The sequence below is a fragment of the Pseudomonas sp. NPDC089428 genome (assembly GCF_044749325.1).
In the GTDB taxonomy this organism is placed as follows: domain Bacteria; phylum Pseudomonadota; class Gammaproteobacteria; order Pseudomonadales; family Pseudomonadaceae; genus Aquipseudomonas.
The window spans coordinates 12925-32785 of record NZ_JBIVHT010000027.1; the positions used below are offsets into that span (position 1 = coordinate 12925).

Here is a 19861-nt window from a genome sequence, read left to right on the forward strand (position 1 = left end):
AGCCGTTTCGCTTGCAAGCGAATTGGAACGGAAAACATCGAGCGCGGCCATGGGCCCAGTCAAGGACGGCAGCAGAAACGAAAAAAGGAGCCGTGGGCTCCTTTTGACAGCGATGACGTTGCTGGAACGCCATGCGGGGAATGCTATGTGTGGAGCGGGTAGAGGGAATCGAACCCTCAACTAAAGCTTGGGAAGCTTTCGTTTTGCCACTAAACTATACCCGCGTCTGCGCTGGACTTTTTACCAGAACCCTCCCTGAAATAGAAGCCCAAGTTATAAAAAAGCTTGTCGGCGACCCATAACCTGCGGGTGTGGGCTACAGGACGCCGATGCGCTCAAATGGCCAATGCATGCTGCCCCTGGTTGTATGAATTACCACGTTGACGGGACTCGCGCACGGTTGGCTTGAGGAAGCCAAGCATGACGTTGCGGGTGTCTTCACAGGCAGACTTGTTTTCCATGTCGAGGAAGTGGCCAGCGTCGCGGATCACGCTGAACTGGCTGTTGCCTACATGCTTGCCGAACTCGCGTGCATCTTGAACGGTGGTGTATTCGTCGCGCTCGCCATTGATGAACAGCACCGGGATGTCGATGTTGCGTGCGCCCCTCAATGCCCGTTCCAGGTCACGCTGCAGCACTTCGTTGATGTGGAAGTGCATCTGCGCATACTCGTGGCTGTCCAGGCTGCTGACATGCCGGTAGTTGAAGCGCTTGAACAGCGATGGCAGGTGCTTGCCGATGGTGTCGTTGACCAGGTTGCCGACCTGGTAGCGATCGCACGCAGCCAGGTACTGGCAGCCACGCTCCAGGTAGTCGCGCATCGGTTCGTTGATCACCGGCGAGAACGAACTGACCACCGCCTTTTTCACCTGCCGCGGCTGGTGCGCCAGCGCCAGCAAGGTGCAGGCACCGCCCCAGGAAAAGGACATGACGTGGTCGCACTGGAAGCGCTCGATCAGTTCGAGGAGGATATGCGCCTCGTCTTCCTTGCTGATCAGCCGTTCCTGGCGGTTGTGCGGCTTGGACTTGCCGGCATACGGCTGGTCGTACAGCACAACGTTGAATTGGGGGTGCAGGTTACGCACCGTCTGGGCGAACGAAGCCGTGGTGGCCAGCGAACCATTGATCAGGATGATCGTCTTCTCGGCCGCATCCGCGCGATAGAACTCCGTGTAAACCCGATACTGACCTTGGATATCAAGTACAGCAATTTCTGGCCTCATGTCATCGACTCCTGGCGCAAAAAGGGTAATCGCGTCACCTAGGGTGCACGTTCTTTATGACAGGTAGGCATTTGCCTGAATAAATCGGGGGGCCCTGTGTCGATCCTTCGCACACGTGTCGACGATATTGTTTTGGCGGGCAATCTGCCGTGCCCCAAGGCATCTGGGCTTTGGGTGGCCGGCAAAAGGTGTCATGAACTGCGGGCGTGACTGCTTGGTCACTCGCGGACTGACGAGTTAGGAGTCAAGCAGCGGGTCGGGGATCCTGCAAGTGCTGTTTGCGCAAATTTGTGACTTGAGCCGCTCAGCGGTCGTATGCCTGTATTACGGCATTCACACCGAAGCGATTTCTTCGGCCGTCAGGGCCCTGAAATCCCCAGGTTGCAGGGCCGGATCGAGGCGGATCGTCCCCATGCTTTCGCGATGCAGGCCGACCACCTTGTTGCCGAAATGGCCGAACATGCGCTTGACCTGGTGATAGCGCCCTTCGACGATTGCCAGCCGCGCCTGGCGCGGGCCGAGGATATCGAGCTGGGCGGGCAGGGTGGTCAGGTCTTCGAAGGCGAAATACAAACCTTCACGGAACTTGGCCGCATAGTGCGCGCCAATCTCGTCTTCGGTTTCTACCAGATAATGCTTTGGCAGCTTGGTGGCCGGCTGGGTCAGGCGCCGTGACCACTGGCCATCGTTGGTCAGGATCATCAGGCCGGTGGTGTTGAAGTCCAGGCGCCCCGCGATGTGCAGGTCGTCGCGCAACTCGCCGGGCAGCAGGTCGAGCACGGTGCGGTGCTGCGGGTCTTGCGTGGCGCTGACGCAGCCAGTGGGTTTGTGCAGCATCAGGTAGCGTGCAGGTCGGCCGGCCTGCAGCAATTGATCGTCCACTTCGACGCGGCTGAACTCACGGACCTCGGCTTTGGGATCGCTGACCATTTCGCCGTCCAGGCGCACACGGCGCTGTGCCAGCAGCAGGCGCACTTGCTGACGGTTGTAGCAGGGCAGGTTGGCGAGGAAGCGGTCTAGGCGCATGTAAGTCTCTGATTTATGTGGGCTCTGTGGAAGCGGCTTTAGCCGCGAACACCGGCATAGCCGGTGCCAGCCACCGCGTCGCCTGCTTCGCGGCTAAAGCCGCTGCCACAGGATTCGCGGCAAACCTTCAAAATTGAGCAGGATGGTTGCTTCCACTTGCAGTTTTCAACTGCTCTTCCACGGCGGCGCAGCGCGGGCACAGGCAGGCCTTGTCGCGCAGTTCGGCAGGCAGGGCCTGGAGCACGGCGGGGTCGATGCTCACGCTGTAGCACCAGCAGGCCTGGGTGGCGCTGCGTGGGTCGGCCAGGCTGCATTGGTTGAGGGCGCCACAGGCGGGGCAGTGCTGGCTGTCATTCATGTTCGGTTCCGGGTGTTTCACTGCAGACACGGTTGCGGCCGGCCTGCTTGGCACGATAGAGCGCACGGTCGGCGCGGGTCAGCAGGGCGTGCAGGGTGTCGGCAGGCTGCAAGGCGCTGAGGCCGATACTGGTGGTCAGGTGCAAGGGTTGATCTTCGTAACTGAACGTCAGTTGCTCGGTACGACGGCGGATCTTCTGCGCCACCTCGATGGCCTGCCGGCCTTCGGCCTCACGCAGCAGCACGATGAACTCCTCACCGCCCCAGCGGCAGAGTATATCCGACTGCCGCAGGCTGCCCTGCAGCACGTTGGCGAACTGGCGCAGCACTTCGTCGCCTGCCAGGTGGCCGTGGGTATCGTTGAGCACCTTGAAATGATCGAGGTCGATCAGCAAGGCGACCAGCGGTGCGCAATCGCGTTGGGCCTCCTGCAGGGCCTGGGCAGCCAGCAGGTCGAAGCTGCGCCGGTTGGGCAGCCCGGTGAGGCTGTCGAGGGTCGCCAGCGCTTCGGTGCTGGCCTGGTGGCGCCTGAGCATGCCATTGAGCAGCGACAATACCACCAGGGTGATCATCGCGCAGATCACCAGGTTCAGGTACAGCGAGTGGCGGATGTGGTCGAGGGCGCCGGTCTCGCGTTTGTCGACCAGCAGGTACCAGCCCAGTTCCGGCAATTGCCGCACGTTGAGGAAGTGGCTGTGGCCTTTGCTGTCCTTGTACTCATGGCTGCCCTCGGTGGGTGTCGGGCGCTGCGCCAGCACATCGCTCAGGTCGGCATTGTCGGCCAAGGCTTGCCCGACCTTGAGGCCATGGAGGGCACCCTCCGAGCCAGTCAGAATGACCTTGCCCTTGGCGTCGGTGAAGAATACCGAGCGCTGGTAGCGGCGCTGGTACTTGTCGATCAGCTGGACCACCGCGTCCACGCTCAGGCCAACCCCGGCGGCGCCGATGAAGCGCTGCTGGTAGTCGAGCACCCGATAGTTGATGAACACAGTCAGGCTGTCCTGGTTGGCCATGTCCAGGTCGACGTTGATCTCATAGGGCGCTGTCATTTCGCGCAGGCGGAAGTACCAGGCATCGCGCCAGGTGTTGGGTACCACGTGCTTGAGCACGCCCTTGGCCTGGTAGTAGGTGAGGCTGCGGTCGGAGACGAAGAACGAGGTGAACGTGTCCTGCTTGCCCATGACCTCGCCGAGAAAGCGCGTGATGCGCTGGGTGTCCTGTTCACCTGCCAGTACCCAGTCGCGCAGGAAGGTGTCCTGGGCCATCATCGAGGCGATCAGCACTGGGCGGATAAGGTCTTTCTGGATCTCTGAATAGACGGTATCGGAGGTCAGCGGCAACTCGGTGTTGACGATGCCGTCGCGGATCGCGCTGCGCGAGGCGAAATAGCTGATCAGCGATGTGGCGAGGAAGCCGCAGGCCAGCAAAAGCAGTAGGGTGAGGATCAGCGAGCGCTGTGAAAACAGGGCGGAGCGTGAAGGCATGATCTTCCCATGATGTGTGCCGAGGCGCACATTCTAGTGAGATGACAGGCAAATGACTGCATGTTTTTCAGGGTTATTTCGACCTGTATCAATTTGTTGCTGAAATGGCACTGCACCTCGGCGCCGTTGTCTGATTCATTGTCGATGAGCGCATTTTCGTCGATGCTCGCCAGCGCCGCTGTTCGGGCACCTTAGCGGTCCAGGAGGCCGCCATGTCCTATCGAATTCTGTTGATCGCCCTGTTGGGGCTGATGACGTCCGCCTGCGCGCCCTACTACGAGAGTGGCGGCTATTCCCGTTCTGAGTACTATTCGACCGATCGCTACGTGACGCCGGGGTACTACCGCTATGACCGCTACTATGTGACGCCGCAGCCCCGCTACTACTACCAGCCGGCACCTCGCTACTACCGGCCGGCGCCGGCACCATACTACCGGCCCTATCCTGCGCCTGGGATGAACCAGTGGCATGGCAACCCGCGTTACGACTATGGCAATCGCCAGCGCAACGACTATGGGCGCGATCGCGACCGCCATGACTATCGCGATGGCAGCCAGCGCTACCAGCACGATCGCTGGCATTCCAACAACCGCGGGGACAACGATCGCCAGTCAGATCATGGGCGTCGAGGGGACCACAACTGGCAACGCTGATCAGCCCATGACCCCCAGGTCGGCCAAAGGATGGCGCCCTTCCCACGCCTTGGCGAAATGCGCCTCGACCACCGCCGCTGGCACCTGAGCCACATCCGGCCAGTGCCAGCGCGGCTGGTTGTCCTTGTCCAGCAAGCGGGCACGCACACCTTCACTGAATTCCGGGTGCCGGCAGCAATTGAGGCTCATGCTGTACTCCATCTGGAACACCTGGGCCAGTGACAGGTGCCGGGCACGCTGGATCTGCTCCCAGACCAGGTGCGCCGTCAGCGGGCAACCCTCATGCAGGCGTTGGCCGGCTTCGGCCAGCAACGGGTCGGTGTGATGCTTGAGGCCTTCCAGTGCCCGCCAGGCTGCAGCCGGGTCGGCCACATCGAGCAGTGCGTCGATCACCTGGCGCCGCGGCAGCCACTGCGCCGCAGGCAGCTCGGCCCAGGCGCGATGCTGTTCGGCCTTGAGCAGGCTGTTCAGTTGCAGGTCGGTCTGTTCCTGCCAGTTCAGTTGCAGCAGCTCTTCGATCAACGCCTCTTGCTGTTCTTCGCCGAAGAAACGATCAGCCAGGTCCAGGTCGAGAGCATCACGAGCATTGATCGGTGCCCCGGTCAAGCCGAGGAACAGGCCGAGCTTGCCCGGCAGGCGGGCGAGGAACCAGCTGGCCCCTACGTCCGGGTAAAGGCCGATGCTGATTTCCGGCATGGCCAAGCGGCTGCTGGGCGTGACGATACGCACCCCGGCACCCTGCAGCAGCCCCATGCCGCCGCCCAGCACATGCCCGTGGCCCCAGCACAGCAGCGGCTTCGGGTAGGTGTGCAAGAGGTAGTCGAGGCGGTACTCGGCGGCAAAGAAGGTGGCGGCCAGCGGTGGCACGCTGCCGCGGTGTGCCAGGCAGGCCTGGGCCAATGCCCGCACATCGCCGCCAGCGCAGAAGGCCTTGGCACCGCTGCCGCGCAACAGCACGCAGACCACCCCAGGATCGCTGGCCCAGCTGTGCAACTGTTCGCCGAGCACTTCGATCATCGGCAGGTTGAGGGCATTGAGCGCCTTGGGGGCATCGAGGGTGGCGATGCCGATTCGGGCGCCATCGGCGCCGGTGAGTACCTCGCATTGAATGGCCATGGACTACCTCGCGCAAGTCATCCCCCAAGTATGGCCTGCGTGGCCGATCATGCCGGTCGTCGGTCGGATCGATTGACAAGGGCAGGTGGCTTACCTAGTGTCGCGCCATTGTTTACGGATGGCCCCATGACTGAAGACGATCGCATCAAACTCGAACCCAGCTGGAAGGCTGCACTGCGCGCCGAGTTCGACCAGCCCTACATGCATCAGCTGCGTGAGTTCCTGCGCCAGGAGTACGCGGCCGGCAAGGAAATCTACCCGCCGGGGCCGCTGATCTTCAATGCGCTCAACTCCACGCCGCTGGAGCAGGTCAAGGTGGTGATCCTCGGCCAGGACCCCTACCACGGCCCGGGCCAGGCACATGGCTTGTGCTTTTCGGTACAGCCAGGCGTGCCGGCGCCGCCGTCGCTGGTCAACATCTACAAAGAGTTGCAGCGCGACCTCAACATCCCGATCGCCAGCCACGGCTACCTGCAGAGCTGGGCCGAGCAGGGCGTGTTGCTGCTCAACACGACCATGACCGTCGAACGCGCCAATGCCGCTTCGCATGCCAAGAAGGGCTGGGAGTTCTTTACCGACCGGATCATCCAGGTGGTCAGCGAGCAGTGCCCGAACGTGGTGTTCCTGCTGTGGGGGGCGCATGCCCAGAGCAAGCAGAAGCTGATCGATGGCACCAAGCACCTGGTGCTCAAGTCGGTGCACCCGTCGCCGCTGTCGGCGTATCGAGGGTTCCTGGGGTGCGGGCACTTCAGCCGCACCAACAGCTTCCTCGAACAGCGTGGCATGGCGCCGATCAACTGGGCATTGCCGCCTCTCTGAAGCCGTGTCGCCTCTTCGCGGGTAAATCGGGGCACCGAAGAGGCCGGCACATCTAATCTGGGTTTGCATTCCATAGTCGGAACAACGGCTCTGCCAGAAACAGCACCAGGACCAGCCGTACCACCTGCAGCGCCGTCACCAGCGGCACCGACAGTTGCAAGGTTTCGGCTGTCAGGCTCATCTCGGCGATCCCACCCGGCATCATCCCCAGCGTCAGCGAACGCAGGTCCAGTTCAGTCATCACGCTCAACACCCACGCGGCACTGCCGGCAATTGCCATGCACAGCGCCGTGGCCAACAGCGTACGCCCGAGAAAGGACGGCGCGCGGCGGAAGAACGCGCGGTTGAAGTGGCAGGCCAGGCCGCTGCCGATCAGCCACTGGCCGATCTGGCTGGCACCGTTGGGCAGGGCGATCTGCAGGCTGCCCGCCAGGCTCACCGAGGCGGCCACCAGCAAGGGCCCGAACAGCCACGGGTTAGGCTGGCGCAAGCGTTGCCAGACAAAACCCACCGCCACGCCCAGCGGCACGATCAGCGCCAGCCAGCCCCAACTGACGTTGCCGTTGTGATTTAGCGCCACGCCGTCACCGAGCAGGAACTTGAACAGTGCCGGTACGCACAGCACCACGGCCAGCACACGCAGGCTCTGTGCCGCGGCCACCTGGCTGAGTACCGCACCGTTGCGTGCGCCAAGGTTGACCATCTCGCCCGAGCCACCGGGCATGCTGGCGAAGAACGCCGTTGCGCGGTCTTCGCCGGTGCGCCGCAGCAGCCACACGCTGATTACGCTGGAGAGGGTGGTGAACAGCGCGCCGAAGCAGATCAGCGCAAAGTGGCTGGCGACCTGCTCGATCACCGCCGGGGTAAAGTGCAGGCCGATACCGATACCGATGATGCATTGCCCGCATTTGCGGCCATTGGGTATTTCCGAGAGCTGCCAGGGCGTCAGGCAGCGTACCAGGATGATTGCCAGCAACGCACCGATCATCCACGGCAAAGGCCAGCCGACCTTGCTGGCGGCAAAGCCACCCGCAAGGCCGACCAGCCCGGTTGCGACAAACAGCGGCAGTGGCCGGTCAGGCATCAGCCATGGCCCGGCGCTGCAGGCTGCGCTTGCGCCAGCTGCGCAGCAACGGCAGGGTCAGCATGACCGCCACCAGCACCCAGACACCCATGCTGATCGGGCTCGACCAGAGGATGCCCAGCTCACCGTTGGAAATCGACAGTGCCCGGCGCAGGTTCTGCTCCATCAGGCCGCCGAGGATGAAACCGAGCAGGATCGGCGACAGCGGGAAGTCCAGCTTGCGCAGGATATAGCCCATGATGCCGATGCCGACTATCAGGAACAGGTCGAAGGTGGTGGCATGCACCGCATATACCCCGATCGCGGTGATGATCGCGATTACCGGCACCAGCGCCCAGTTCGGCACGGCGAGGATGCGGGTGAAGATGCGGATCATCGGGATGTTCAGGATCACCAGCATGATGTTGGCGATGAACAGCGAGGCGATCAGGCCCCAGACGATGTCCGGCTGCTGTTCGAACAGCAGTGGGCCTGGGGTGATGTTGTACAGGGTCAGTGCGCCGATCATCACCGCCGTGGTGCCCGAACCGGGTACGCCGAGGGTCAGCATCGGCACCAGGGCGCCGCAGCAGGAAGCGCCAATGGCGGTTTCCGGGGCCGCCAGGCCGCGGGCGTCACCCTTGCCGAACTTGCCTTTGTCACCGGCGATGCGTTTCTCGGTCATGTAGGCCACGGCGCTGGCCAGGGTCGCGCCGGCACCCGGCAGCACACCCATGATGAAGCCCAGCAGGCCGCAGCGGATATTGACCACGAACACCGATGCCGCTTCCTTGAGGTTGAACAGCATGCGCCCGGTGGCCTTGACCGCTTCGTGGCCATGGTGGGTCTTTTCCAGCAACAGCAGGATTTCGCTGACGGAGAACAGGCCCAGTACCAGCACCACGAACTGGATACCGTCGGCCAGGTGCACGCTGTCACCGGTGAAGCGGTATACGCCGCTGTTGGCATCGATACCGACCGCCGACAGGAACAGGCCGATCAGTGCCGCAATGAATGTCTTCAGGGGCTTGTCACCGGCCATGCCGCCGAGGGCGACGATGGCGAACACCATCAGCACGAAGTATTCCGCCGGGCCAAAGGCGATCGCCCATTTCGCCAGCAGCGGGGCGAACAGCACCATGCCGCAGGTGGCGATGAACGCGCCGATGAACGAGCTCCACGCCGACAGCGACAGGGCCACGCCAGCCAAACCCTGACGTGCCATCGGGTAACCGTCGAGGGTGGTCATCACGGTCGAGGCTTCGCCCGGGATGTTCAGCAGGATCGAGCTGATCCGGCCGCCGTATTCGCAGCCCAGGTATACCGCAGCCAGCAGGATCAGCGCCGACTCCGGCGGCAGGCCGAGGGCGAAGGCGATCGGGATCAGCAGCGCCACGCCGTTGATCGGGCCCAGGCCTGGCAACAGGCCGACCACGGTGCCGATCAGCGTGCCCGACAGGGCCGTGACCAGGTTGTATGGGGACAGGGCGACGCCAAAGCCCTGGCCCAGGTAGCTCAAGGTATCCATGTGTCAGTTCTCCAGTACGCTCAGCAGGCCAAGGGGCAGGGGGACGTCCATGACGCGGTCGAACAGCCAGTACAGCAGCACGCTCATGCCCACCACCACGAGGGTGCTGTGCAGCCAGCGGCCGCCATACAGGCGGGCCATGGGGATGCCGACCAGGATGGCGCTGAGGATGAAGCCCAGGGCTTCGAAGGTGCCAGCGAAGACGATCAGCAGGCCGACGCAGGCGGCGATCTTGGTCAAGGTTTCGCGGTCGAGCTCTGGCTCGTCGTCCTTGCGCACGATAGGTGTGGGGCGAATGGCCAGGTACAGCAGGCCCAGGCTCATCAGGCCAAGCATCAGCAACGGGTAGGCGCGCGGCCCTACCGGTTCGTAGGAGAACGCGGCCTGGTAGGGCCAGGCCATCACGGCCAGGGCGGCGCACACCGCCAGCAGGGCCAGGGCGAAGATGCGTTGCAGGATCATCAAGAAGTCCTCGTTGGACGCGGGCCCTGTGGGAGCGGGCTTGCCCGCGAACACCGGCATAGCCGGTGCCATGCACCGCGGTGCTTGCTTCGCGGGCAAGCCCGCTCCCACAGAGGTCGGTGAAAGATCGGGGGCTTACTGGATCAGGCCGAATTCCCTGGCCAGTGCCTTGTAGTCAGCCACCTGTTTCTTCACGTAGCCGTCCAGCTCCGCGCCGGTCATGGCGAACGGGAACAGCTCGCGCTGGTCGCGCAGCTTGGCGAAGTCTTCCGAGGCCAGCATCTTGTCGAACGACTCCTTCCACCAGGCGTAGTCTTCGTCGCTCACCTTCGGCCCAAGGTAGAAACCGCGCACCACTGGCCAGACGATGTCGTAGCCTTGTTCCTTGGCAGTGGGGATGTCTTTCATTTCCGGCTCGTCCAGGCGGTTTTCCGAGAACACCGCGAGGATGCGCATGTTGCCGCTCTGGATGTGCGGCATGGAGTCGGAGATGTCGGTGGAGCCGACCTGGATGTGCCCGCCCAGCAACGCGGTGGCGATCTCGCCGCCGCCTTCCAGGGCCACGTAGCGCAGGTCCCGCGGGTTGATGCCGGCAGCCTTGGCGATCAGCGCGGTCTGCATCCAGTCCTGGCTGCCGACGGTGCCGCCGGAGCCAATCACCACTTTGCTCGGGTCTTTCTTCAGCGCCGCGACCAGGTCGTCGAGGGTCTTGTAGGGCGAGTCGCTCTTGACCGCAATGGCGCCGTAGCTGGTGCCGACCGCCGCCAGCCATTTCACCGCGTTCTCGTCGAAGCGGCCGAACTTGCCCTGGGCAAGGTTCAGCAGCGAACCGCTGGACCAGGCCACAAGGGTGCCGGCATCGGCCGGGCGCTGGGCGACCACGGCGTTGTACGCTACGGCGCCGACACCGCCGGGCATGTAGGTCACGCGCATCGGTTTACTGAGGATCTTCTCCTGCACCAGGGCACTCTGCGCCAGTTTGCAGGTCAGGTCGAAGCCACCGCCGGGTGAGGCGGGGGCGATGCATTCAGGTCGTTTCGGTTCGGCAGCGAGGGCGTTGCCTGCCAGTAGCAGGCAGCCGGTGGCGAGGACGAGGCGGCGCAGTGAAAAGGTCATCGAATGTCTCCGTGAGCGTTGTTGTTATGGGTTACCGCATGGGTTACCACAGCGCGACGCTGTAGCTCACCAGCAACCGCACTTCGTCGGCATCGCGGGCGAAGTTGGAGCGGAAGGTGGCGTTGCGCAGGCGCACGGCGACGTTCTTCAACGGGCCGCTTTGTACCACGTACTTGAGTTCGGTGTTGCGTTCCCACTCCTTGCCCTCGCCACCGGCGGCACGGCTGACGTTGTCGCCGTTGATGTAGCGGGTCATGAAGGTCAGGCCGGGGATGCCGAGGGCGGCGAAGTTGTAGTCGTAGCGCGCTTGCCAGGAACGCTCGTCGGCACCTGCGAAGTCGTTGATCTGGACGAAGTTGACCAGGTACGGGTCGGCGCCATCGATGTAGGGGAAGGCGCTGTCACCCGACAGCTGCTGCCAGGCGGCGCTGACCTTGTGCCCGCCCAGGCTGTAGCTGAGCATCGTGTTGAAGGTGGTGTTGTCGATGCGCCCGGCCTTGGCGGCGCCCGCATCGTCGCTGATCGCCAGGCGCACGTCGGCGCCAAAGGTGCCTGGGCCCCACGGTTGGGTGGCGAGCATGCCGACGAAGTGCTGACGGTAGATATCATCGAGCTGGGCGAAGTGATAGCTGCCGGTGATGCGGTCGGTGAATTTGTAGTCCAGGCCAGCCAGGTCGAGATTGTCGGCGCTGAAGGTGCCCCCGAAACGGCCGTTCTTGTTGTTGAGGGCCAGGTCTTCCCAGTTGGTGTCGTTGCGGTCCTTGGCCTTGTCCAGGCGCGCGCCGGTGAAGGTCAGGCCCTTGATTTCCTGTGAGGTCAGCAGGCCGCCCTCGAACGTTTGCGGCAGGATGCGGCCGTCGTTGGGCTGCAGGGTCGGCAGTTCAGGGATCAGGCTGCCGATCTTCAGTTCGGTCTTCGACACTTTCACCTTGCCGGTCAGGCCGAGCTTGGAATACTCGTCGGCGGCCTTGCCGTCATCGTGGGTCGGCAGCAGGCCGGTGTCGGTGCGGTCGGGGCTGGAGTCGAGCTTGATGCCCAGCATGCCCAGCGCATCCAGGCCGAAACCCACGGGGCCATCGGTGTAACCGGACTCGAAGTTGAGCATGAAGCCCTGGGCCCATTCGTCGCGCTTGGATTGCTGCGCGCTGGTGCCGTCGCGGAAGTCGCGATTGAAGTACATGTTGCGGGTTTCGAAGGTCGCCGTGCTGTCTTCGAAGAAGGCGGCCTGGCTCAGCGGGGCGACACCGGCAAGTGCAAGGGCACTGGCGATGGCAGAAGGGCGTGCGGACAGGGAACGGCTAGGCGCGAACGCCTGAGGCTGCGATGACAGCATCGGGATGACTCCGTTTTTTTGTTCTTATTCGTTGCACCTTGCTGGTGCTTTTTTCGGCGCGTGGGGCGACCGTGGTGCGATGCTAGGCAACGAACCTTTCGCTAACCTTTCAGCGTGAAAGGTTTGTGCCGAGGGGCTTCACAGGCTTGCCGACGGCGGTACACTCCGCGCCACCGTCCCACCCGAGCAGGGAGAATCCGATGCGTGTGCTGCTGGTCGAAGACCATCTGCAACTGGCCGAAAGCGTGGCCCAGGCCCTGAAAAGTCACGGCCTGACCGTGGATGTATTGCATGATGGCGTGGCTGCCGACCTGGCCCTGGCCAGCGAGGAATACGCCGTTGCGGTGCTCGATGTGGGCCTGCCGCGCATGGACGGTTTCGAGGTGCTGGCGCGCCTGCGCGGCCGTGGCAAGACCTTGCCGGTGCTGATGCTTACCGCGCGCAGCGATGTGAAGGACCGGGTCCATGGCCTGAACCTTGGCGCCGATGATTACCTGGCCAAGCCCTTTGAGCTGACCGAACTGGAAGCGCGGGTGAAGGCCTTGCTCAGGCGCAGTGTGCTCGGTGGCGAACGCCAGCAGCGCTGCGGGCCACTGGTATACGACCTGGACACCCGTCGCTTCAGCCTTGGCGAGGACAACCTGACCTTGACCTCGCGCGAACAGAGCGTGCTCGAGGCGTTGATCGCCCGCCCAGGCCGGGTGATGAGCAAGGAACAGCTGGCTGCCCAGGTGTTCGGCCTGGATGAAGAGGCCAGCCCCGACGCCATTGAAATCTACATCCATCGCCTGCGCAAGAAGCTCGATGGCCACCCGGTCGCCATCGTCACCTTCCGTGGCCTGGGTTATCTGCTCGAGCACCGCGATGCGTGACAATGGCAGCTTGCGTGGGCGGCTGCTGGGCAACCTGGCGCTGCTGCTGGTGGTGCTGATGCTGGCCAGTGGCCTGAGCGCCTACTGGAACGGTCGCGAAGCGGCCGATACAGCCTATGACCGTACCTTGCTGGCGTCGGCGCGGACCATCGCCGCCGGGTTGTCGCAACGCGATGGCAGCCTCAGCGCCGATGTGCCCTACGTGGCGTTGGACACCTTCGCCTACGACAGCGCCGGGCGTATCTACTACCAGGTGCTGGACATCAACCAGAAACTGATTTCCGGCTACGAGCACCTGCCGCCCCCGCCACCCGGCACCCCGCGCACCGACGACTATCCGGCATTGGCGCGCTTCTACGACGCCACCTACCTTGGCCAGGATGTACGTGTGGTCAGCTTGTTGAAGGCGGTGAGCGAGCCGAACATGAACGGCATGGCGGAAATTCGCGTGGCCGAGACTGAAGAGGCGCGGGTGCGCATGGCTCGCGGGCTGATGGCCGATACGTTGCTGCGTCTTGGCATGCTGGCGTTGGGTGCACTGGTCATGGTGTGGTTCGCGGTGAGCGCGGCACTGCGCCCGCTGGAGCGCCTGCGCACGGCGGTTGAGGAGCGCCAGTCGGATGACCTGCGGGCACTGCCGGTGGTGCAGGTGCAACGCGAGCTGAGCCCGCTGGTGCGTGCCTTGAACCACTTCACCGAACGCTTGCGCGGGCAGTTCGAACGCCAGGCGCAGTTCATTGCTGAAGCTGCCCACGAACTGCGTACGCCGCTGGCGGCGCTGAAGGCACGGGTCGAGTTGGGGTTGCGTTCGCAGCAGCCCGAAGAATGGCGGCAAACCCTGGAGTCCGCAGCGCAAGGTACTGATCGCCTGACCCATCTGGCCAATCAGTTGCTGTCGCTGGCGCGGGTTGAAAACGGAGCAAGGGCGATTGCCGAGGGCGGTGCCCAGCGCCTGGACCTGAGTCAGCTGGCCCGTGAGCTGGGTATGGCCATGGCGCCATTGGCATACAACCGGGGCGTAGCCTTGGCGCTGGAGGCCGAGGCACAGGTGTGGTTGAAGGGGGAGCCGACGTTGCTCAACGAACTGCTCAGCAACCTGGTGGACAATGCGCTGGCGCACACGCCGGCAGGCGGTAATGTGATTTTGCGGGTGCTGGCCCCGGCGGTTCTGGAGGTCGAAGACGATGGGCCAGGAATCCCCGAAGATGAGCGCGAGCGGGTGTTCGAGCGGTTCTACCGGCGGGGTGTGCAGGGCAGTGGGCTGGGGTTGGCAATCGTCGGCGAAATCTGCCGGGCGCACCTGGCGCAGATCAGCCTGCATGATGGCGAGAAGGGCGGGTTGAAGGTTCGGGTCAGCTTCATCGCCGACTGATTGGTTGCCTGTCCCGGCCTCTTCGCGGGCAAGCCCGCTCCCACAGGTTCTGCACTTACCTTGAGGGCAGTGCAGAACCTGAGTCAGCAAGTACTGCACTTACCCAGGCCAGTGCAGCCCTGGGGGAGCAGCTGTCTTGTTCAATTTTGAAGAGTTGGCGTGACCCCTGTGGGAGCGGGCTTGCCCGCGAAGAGGCCGGCACTGGCGGCACAAATCAGCGCAGCATGCTCCGCGCTTCCAGCAACTCGGCAATCTCCAGTTCGGTGCCATACGGCAGGCCCAGGTGCCGATAGGCCGGCAACGCTGGCAATGGCCTGCTGCGCCCGCGCTGGCTCAGGCACTTGGCAATCTGCACCACATCGATGTAGTCGACCTTGTCAGTTCGACGGTCCAGGTCCTGCACCTGGCTCGGCAGGTTGACCAACTGCTCGGGAAACTCCCACGACGAGAGAATCTTGTCCCCCAGCACCGGCTGGATCTGCTCGATCACATAGTGCAAGCAGACCGGGTCGGACAGCAGCTCGTTGTGCTCTTCAGCGTAGATCAGCACCGGCAGTGCACCGATCTGGTTGACCAGCCCGCCGAGCGTCGCCTGGTCGGGTTTCAGTTGCGTATAGCGACGGCACAGTTCATAACTGATGCCTGCCACTTCAAGGCTGTTCGACCAGATATCACGCAATTTTTGTTCAACTGCAGACGAGCGGGCATGGAAGATCTGTTCGATTACCAGGCCGATGGCCAAGTTGCAGCTGTAGTTGATGCCCAGGCGGGTGATGGCCGTGTGCAGGTCGGTGACTTCGACCGCTGCGCGCAGCAGCGGGCTGTTGACCACCTTGATCAGGCGCGCCGACAGGGCAGCGTCACGGCCAATCACCTTGCTCAGGGCGGCAACGCTGATTTCGCTGTCTTCAGCCGCCTCGCGAATGCTCAGGGCAACCTCGGGCAGGGTTGGCAGGACCAGGTCATCGTTGTCGATGGCAGCGAGCAATTGCGCTTGAACCATCTCGGCCAGCTTGTTCATGAACGTCTCAACGGCAAGGGTGGTGCACTGTTCAGCGCTGGATTTCCCGGTCGCGGTCCAGCTCGTACGGCAGGGTCAACACCTGCAGGCGCGGGCCTTCCGGGCTGCCCAGGTGCAGGTTGTCGTCCTCCACCGACTCGGCACTCAGTACCGCGAGCAGCTCGCAGCCCTGGCCGCTGCCGGCGGCAATGACCACTTCACCTACCGATGAGCTATGGGTTGGCGAGAAAATTTCAGTGCCTGGGGCTGGAATATCCTGCAGGTCGAGCGCCAACCGATACTGACGACGCTTGAGCTTGCCCAGGTACTGCATGCGCGCGACGATTTCCTGGCCGGTGTAGCAGCCTTTCTTGAAGCTCACGCCATCGACTGCCTGCAGGTTGATCATCTGCGGGATGAACAGCTCACGGGTCGGGCCCATGACCTGGCCGATGCCAGCGCGAACCTGCCCAAGCAGCCAATCATTGAGGTTGCCCTCGGGCAGCGTGGCGGCCAGCTGTTGGCGAACGCTGGCGGCCTTGTCTGCCGGTACCCAGAGTTCGCTGCGGTCAGCCGAGACGGCAATGGCGATCAGGCCGTCATGGCGCACGGTACTACCCGCTGTTGTCGCAACGTCCAGCCCCAGCGCCTGCAGCGCGGCACCGCCGCCTTGCAGGCCGAAGCGTGCCCAGGCCGCACTCTCGTCGGTGAGCGTGGCCTTGGAGAACACGGCGTACTTTTTCAGGTCGGCCAGTTGCAGCTCCAGCAACTCGCTGGCCATGGCCAGCAGGTAGCCATTGCCCTCGGGCAGGATGCGGAAGCTCGACTGCATGCGCCCCTTGACCATGCAGCGGGCGCCGAGGCTGGCGTGCTCGGTGCTGAGGTAGTTGATGTTGCAGGTCAGCTGACCCTGCAGGAACTTGCCGGCGTCGGAGCCGCGGACGGCGAGGATGCCCTCGTGGGACAGGGGGCTGAAGAAAGCGGAATCGGCCATGGGTCATCGCGGTGGCTAAAGACTGGCGGCCATCATAGAACGCCAGTAACAAAATAGGTAGGTGACTAGACCAACGCCCTGTGCCGCTTCGTTCACTGCGCGGTATACTGCGCGACCATTCGAGGAGGGCCCCATGGTCGAACAAACTGAACTCAACCGGCTTTTCTGGCACAGCCGCCGCGGCATGCTGGAACTGGACGTACTGCTGGTGCCATTCACCCAGGAGGTCTACCCGACCCTGAGCGAAGCCGACCGCGAACTTTATGTCCGCCTGTTGAGCTGTGAAGATCAGGACATGTTCGGCTGGTTCATGGAGCGTACCGAGTCGGAAGACCCGGAGCTGCAGCGTATGGTTCGCATCATTCTGGATCGTGTCCAGCCCAAGTGAGTGTTTCGAGTGCCGCTGGCAGGGCTCGCGCCTGTTGCTGGCGGCCTATCTGGTTTGCCAGGTGCTGGCCCTGCAGGTCTTGTGGCTGAGCGTGCTGCCCTGGTGGCTTGGCCTTTGTCTGCTTGCCGCTTGCATTGCTCACGCCTGCTGGGCCATCCCCCGTCGTATCCTGCTGACTGATCCCCGTGCCGTTACCGGTCTGCGCCGAGATGCGTTGGGCTGGCGCGTGTTCAGCCGGGCGCTGGGCTGGCAGCCGGTGCGCTTGTGTCGGGACAGTGTGGCGCTGCCGGGGTTGGTGGTGTTGCGGTTCGTCAGGGCAGGGCACTGGCTTGGTGAGAGCCAGTGCGTACCTCGGGACGCCCTGGGGGCAGATCCGCATCGGCGCTTGCGGGTGAGGCTCAAGTTCAGCCGGCGCCGGTTCGACGCCTGTTTCAGGCCGGGCTGAGGATGGTGTCCTTGGCCTCGGGCAGCATCCCCGGATAATCCAGGGTGTAATGCAGGCCACGGCTTTCCTTGCGCTGCATCGCCGAGCGGATCATCAGCTCCGCCACCTGGGCCAGGTTGCGCAGCTCGATCAAGTCGCGGCTGACCTTGTAGTTGCTGTAGAACTCGTCGATTTCGTCGAGCAGCAGGCGAACGCGATGTTCGGCGCGCTGCAGGCGCTTGCTGGTACGCACGATGCCCACATAGTCCCACATGAAACGCCGCAACTCGTCCCAGTTGTGCGCGATGATCACGTCTTCGTCCGAATCGGTCACCTGGCTGGCGTCCCAGCAGGGCAGGGCCTTGGGCATGGCGATCTGCTCCAGATGCGCCTCGATGTCCGCGGCGGCGGCGCGACCATAGACGAAGCACTCCAGCAGCGAATTGCTTGCCATGCGGTTGGCACCATGCAGGCCGGTGAAGCTGGTTTCGCCGATAGCGTACAGGCCGGGGACATCGGTATGGCCGCGATCATCGACCACGACCCCGCCACAGGTGTAGTGGGCCGCTGGAACCACCGGGATCGGCTGGCGGGTAATGTCGATGCCGAAGGCCAGGCAGCGCTCGTAGACGGTCGGGAAGTGGTTCTTGATGAAATCGGCCGGCTTGTGGGTGATGTCGAGGTAGACGCAATCGACGCCCAGGCGCTTCATTTCGTGGTCGATGGCGCGGGCGACGATGTCGCGCGGGGCCAGCTCTTCTCGCGGGTCGAAACGCGGCATGAAGCGCTCGCCGTTGGGCAGGCGCAGTAACGCCCCTTCGCCACGCAAGGCTTCGGTGATCAGGAAGCTCTTGGCCTGCGGGTGATACAGGCAGGTCGGGTGGAACTGGTTGAATTCCAGGTTCGCCACCCGGCAGCCAGCGCGCCAGGCCATGGCAATGCCATCACCGCAGGCGCCGTCGGGGTTGCTGGTGTAGAGGTAGACCTTGGCCGCGCCGCCGGTGGCCAGCACGGTGAAACGGGCGCCGAAGGTGTCGACTTCTCCGCTGTTACGGTTCAGTACGTAGGCGCCCAGGCAGCGATCACCCGCCAGGCCAAGGCGGCGTTCGGTGATCAGGTCGACCGCCACGCGCTGCTCCAGCAACTCGATGTTCGGGCGCTTGCGGGCTTGCTCCAGCAAGGTGGTGAAAATCGCCGCGCCGGTGGCGTCGGCGGCATGGATGATGCGCCGATGGCTGTGGCCACCTTCGCGGGTCAGGTGGAATTCGAAACCGCCATCATCGACGCTGTAGTGTTCGTCGCGGGTAAAAGGCACACCTTGTTCGATCAGCCATTCGATGGCTTCGCGGCTGTGCTCCACGGTAAATCGCACAGCTTCCTCGTTGCACAGGCCGCCACCGGCATTGAGGGTGTCCTCGACATGCGACTGTACGGTGTCGGTGTCGTCGAGAACGGCGGCGACCCCACCCTGGGCCCAGAAAGTCGAACCGTTGGCCAGGTCACCCTTGCTCAGCACGGCAATGCGCAGGTGGCCGGGAAGGTTAAGTGCCAGGCTGAGACCGGCTGCGCCGCTGCCGATCACCAGGACATCATGTTGGAATTGTTGGCTCATGTCGGGACACTAGTAATCTTTGGAAAGGGCGCGGCACAATAGTCACGTGCAGATGGCAATGTGAAACTATCGTGAATGCTGGCCGGGCTGCCTTTATAGCAGCCTGCGGTAGCCAATTTCCATGCCAGTAAGGACGTTGCGTCAATCTTTCCGGGAACTTTCCGACACGGCCGGAAATCCTATGAAGGCTGTCCGCACGCCACCATTTGCCGCGGCGACGCGAGGCGGCAGCTCTATTCGGGCTGACACCCTGCGTATTCGAAACCTGATTATCGACGCAGCGGGCCGTGACCGTGCCGCGTCTTCCGTGCGAGCCGACCAAGGGCCGCAGGAAACTTGCTTGGAGGGGAGAACTTTTGCGTAAAGCCCGAGTCTATGGTTGCAAGCCTGAACAAAGGCTGTTGCAACGCTCCTTCGAGTTCACTGAGGAGTGTTCATGCTAACCCAGGAAGAGGATCAGCAGCTTGTCGAGCGCGTGCAGCGCGGAGACAGGCGAGCGTTCGATCTGTTGGTGCTGAAGTATCAGCACAAGATTCTAGGGTTGATCGTGCGGTTCGTTCACGACACCCACGAGGCCCAGGATGTGGCACAGGAAGCCTTTATCAAGGCCTACCGTGCGCTTGGCAATTTCCGCGGTGACAGTGCGTTTTATACCTGGCTGTACCGCATCGCCATCAACACGGCGAAGAACTACCTGGTGTCCCGTGGAAGACGGCCACCAGACAGCGATGTGAGCTCCGAGGATGCGGAGTTTTACGACGGCGATCATGGTCTCAAGGATCTCGAGTCCCCAGAGCGCTCGTTGTTGCGGGATGAAATCGAAGGCACTGTCCATCGCACCATCCAGCAACTGCCCGAAGATTTGCGCACGGCTTTGACCCTGCGTGAATTCGACGGGTTGAGTTACGAAGACATTGCCAGCGTCATGCAATGTCCGGTGGGTACCGTGCGCTCTCGAATCTTCCGCGCTCGGGAGGCCATAGACAAAGCCCTGCAGCCGTTGTTGCAGGAAACCTGAG

The 19861-nt window shown here is 63.2% G+C and carries 20 protein-coding genes and 1 tRNA gene; 7 read left to right on the forward strand and 14 right to left on the reverse strand.

What is annotated here, in order from left to right:
• Window positions 1–150 precede the first annotated feature (150 nt).
• The 5 genes from ACIPZ5_RS26830 to ACIPZ5_RS26850 form a co-directional block, all read right to left on the reverse strand.
• Window positions 151–224 (reverse strand) — tRNA-Gly (locus ACIPZ5_RS26830).
• A 111-nt stretch (window positions 225–335) separates the two neighbouring features.
• Window positions 336–1223, reverse strand: a complete 888-nt coding sequence (locus ACIPZ5_RS26835; RefSeq protein ID WP_400811555.1) for an alpha/beta fold hydrolase — start codon at window positions 1221–1223, stop codon at window positions 336–338.
• 333 nt (window positions 1224–1556) lie between these two features.
• Window positions 1557–2249 carry a pseudouridine synthase gene (locus tag ACIPZ5_RS26840; RefSeq protein WP_400811557.1) on the reverse strand — a complete coding sequence of 231 codons (693 nt, stop codon included), beginning with the start codon at window positions 2247–2249 and terminating at the stop codon, window positions 1557–1559.
• A gap of 127 nt (window positions 2250–2376) precedes the next feature.
• Complete coding sequence (locus tag ACIPZ5_RS26845) at window positions 2377–2607, reverse strand: cysteine-rich CWC family protein (protein WP_343598692.1); 231 nt, start codon at window positions 2605–2607, stop codon at window positions 2377–2379.
• Window positions 2600–4090 carry a diguanylate cyclase gene (locus ACIPZ5_RS26850; RefSeq protein WP_400811559.1) on the reverse strand — a complete coding sequence of 497 codons (1491 nt, stop codon included), beginning with the start codon at window positions 4088–4090 and terminating at the stop codon, window positions 2600–2602. Before ACIPZ5_RS26850 ends, ACIPZ5_RS26845 begins: the two co-directional genes overlap by 8 nt.
• Before the next feature lie 212 nt (window positions 4091–4302).
• Between ACIPZ5_RS26850 and ACIPZ5_RS26855 the strand changes: the two genes are divergently transcribed.
• Entirely contained in the window at window positions 4303–4743 is a 441-nt protein-coding gene (locus ACIPZ5_RS26855; protein WP_343598690.1) for a hypothetical protein, read from the forward strand.
• Here ACIPZ5_RS26855 and ACIPZ5_RS26860 read toward each other — a convergent pair whose 3' ends face one another.
• A complete protein-coding gene (locus tag ACIPZ5_RS26860) occupies window positions 4744–5859 on the reverse strand; it encodes an enoyl-CoA hydratase/isomerase family protein (protein ID WP_343598689.1) in 1116 nt (371 codons plus the stop codon). It lies immediately after the preceding gene.
• Between the two features lie 126 nt (window positions 5860–5985).
• Between ACIPZ5_RS26860 and ung the strand changes: the two genes are divergently transcribed.
• Entirely contained in the window at window positions 5986–6678 is a 693-nt protein-coding gene (ung, locus tag ACIPZ5_RS26865; RefSeq protein WP_343598688.1) for a uracil-DNA glycosylase, read from the forward strand.
• 52 nt (window positions 6679–6730) lie between these two features.
• Here ung and ACIPZ5_RS26870 read toward each other — a convergent pair whose 3' ends face one another.
• From ACIPZ5_RS26870 to ACIPZ5_RS26890, 5 genes are all read right to left on the reverse strand, one after another.
• The gene (locus ACIPZ5_RS26870) at window positions 6731–7762 is read right to left on the reverse strand and encodes an AbrB family transcriptional regulator (RefSeq protein ID WP_400811564.1); all 1032 of its coding nucleotides are present in this window, start codon (window positions 7760–7762) and stop codon (window positions 6731–6733) included.
• The gene (locus ACIPZ5_RS26875; RefSeq protein ID WP_400811567.1) at window positions 7755–9269 is read right to left on the reverse strand and encodes a tripartite tricarboxylate transporter permease; all 1515 of its coding nucleotides are present in this window, start codon (window positions 9267–9269) and stop codon (window positions 7755–7757) included. Before ACIPZ5_RS26875 ends, ACIPZ5_RS26870 begins: the two co-directional genes overlap by 8 nt.
• Before the next feature lie 3 nt (window positions 9270–9272).
• Window positions 9273–9731, reverse strand: a complete 459-nt coding sequence (locus ACIPZ5_RS26880) for a tripartite tricarboxylate transporter TctB family protein (protein ID WP_313711206.1) — start codon at window positions 9729–9731, stop codon at window positions 9273–9275.
• Window positions 9732–9866: 135 nt separating this feature from the next.
• Window positions 9867–10847, reverse strand: a complete 981-nt coding sequence (locus tag ACIPZ5_RS26885; RefSeq protein ID WP_343598686.1) for a tripartite tricarboxylate transporter substrate binding protein — start codon at window positions 10845–10847, stop codon at window positions 9867–9869.
• Window positions 10848–10890: 43 nt separating this feature from the next.
• Window positions 10891–12180, reverse strand: a complete 1290-nt coding sequence (locus ACIPZ5_RS26890) for an OprD family porin (RefSeq protein WP_400811570.1) — start codon at window positions 12178–12180, stop codon at window positions 10891–10893.
• A 200-nt stretch (window positions 12181–12380) separates the two neighbouring features.
• Here ACIPZ5_RS26890 and ACIPZ5_RS26895 point away from each other — a divergent pair, with 200 nt between their 5' ends.
• A complete protein-coding gene (locus ACIPZ5_RS26895) occupies window positions 12381–13052 on the forward strand; it encodes a response regulator (protein ID WP_027594137.1) in 672 nt (223 codons plus the stop codon).
• Window positions 13045–14424: a sensor histidine kinase gene (locus tag ACIPZ5_RS26900; RefSeq protein WP_400811572.1), complete on the forward strand. Its 1380-nt coding sequence runs from the start codon at window positions 13045–13047 to the stop codon at window positions 14422–14424. Before ACIPZ5_RS26895 ends, ACIPZ5_RS26900 begins: the two co-directional genes overlap by 8 nt.
• A 214-nt stretch (window positions 14425–14638) precedes the next feature.
• Here the strand turns inward: ACIPZ5_RS26900 and ACIPZ5_RS26905 are convergent, their stop codons facing one another.
• Together ACIPZ5_RS26905 and ACIPZ5_RS26910 are read right to left on the reverse strand one after the other, a co-directional pair.
• Window positions 14639–15445 (reverse strand): HDOD domain-containing protein, encoded by an 807-nt coding sequence (locus ACIPZ5_RS26905; RefSeq protein WP_079226737.1) that lies wholly within the window; start codon window positions 15443–15445, stop codon window positions 14639–14641.
• Between the two features lie 31 nt (window positions 15446–15476).
• Window positions 15477–16418, reverse strand: a complete 942-nt coding sequence (locus ACIPZ5_RS26910) for a YgfZ/GcvT domain-containing protein (RefSeq protein WP_400811575.1) — start codon at window positions 16416–16418, stop codon at window positions 15477–15479.
• Between the two features lie 133 nt (window positions 16419–16551).
• Here ACIPZ5_RS26910 and ACIPZ5_RS26915 point away from each other — a divergent pair, with 133 nt between their 5' ends.
• Both ACIPZ5_RS26915 and ACIPZ5_RS26920 read left to right on the forward strand, forming a co-directional pair.
• Entirely contained in the window at window positions 16552–16806 is a 255-nt protein-coding gene (locus ACIPZ5_RS26915) for a succinate dehydrogenase assembly factor 2 (RefSeq protein ID WP_008094993.1), read from the forward strand.
• Complete coding sequence (locus tag ACIPZ5_RS26920; RefSeq protein WP_343598682.1) at window positions 16790–17251, forward strand: protein YgfX; 462 nt, start codon at window positions 16790–16792, stop codon at window positions 17249–17251. Before ACIPZ5_RS26915 ends, ACIPZ5_RS26920 begins: the two co-directional genes overlap by 17 nt.
• On the opposite strand, the gene nadB is transcribed toward ACIPZ5_RS26920, so the two are convergent.
• On the reverse strand, window positions 17238–18842 hold the full coding sequence (gene nadB, locus ACIPZ5_RS26925; protein WP_343598681.1) for an L-aspartate oxidase: 1605 nt from the start codon (window positions 18840–18842) through the stop codon (window positions 17238–17240). The two genes, ACIPZ5_RS26920 and nadB, sit on opposite strands and share 14 nt — an antisense overlap.
• 436 nt (window positions 18843–19278) lie before the next feature.
• On the opposite strand from nadB, the gene rpoE reads away from it, so the two are divergent.
• The gene (gene rpoE, locus ACIPZ5_RS26930) at window positions 19279–19860 is read left to right on the forward strand and encodes an RNA polymerase sigma factor RpoE (protein ID WP_003252049.1); all 582 of its coding nucleotides are present in this window, start codon (window positions 19279–19281) and stop codon (window positions 19858–19860) included.
• The last annotated feature ends 1 nt before the right edge of the window (window position 19861 follow it).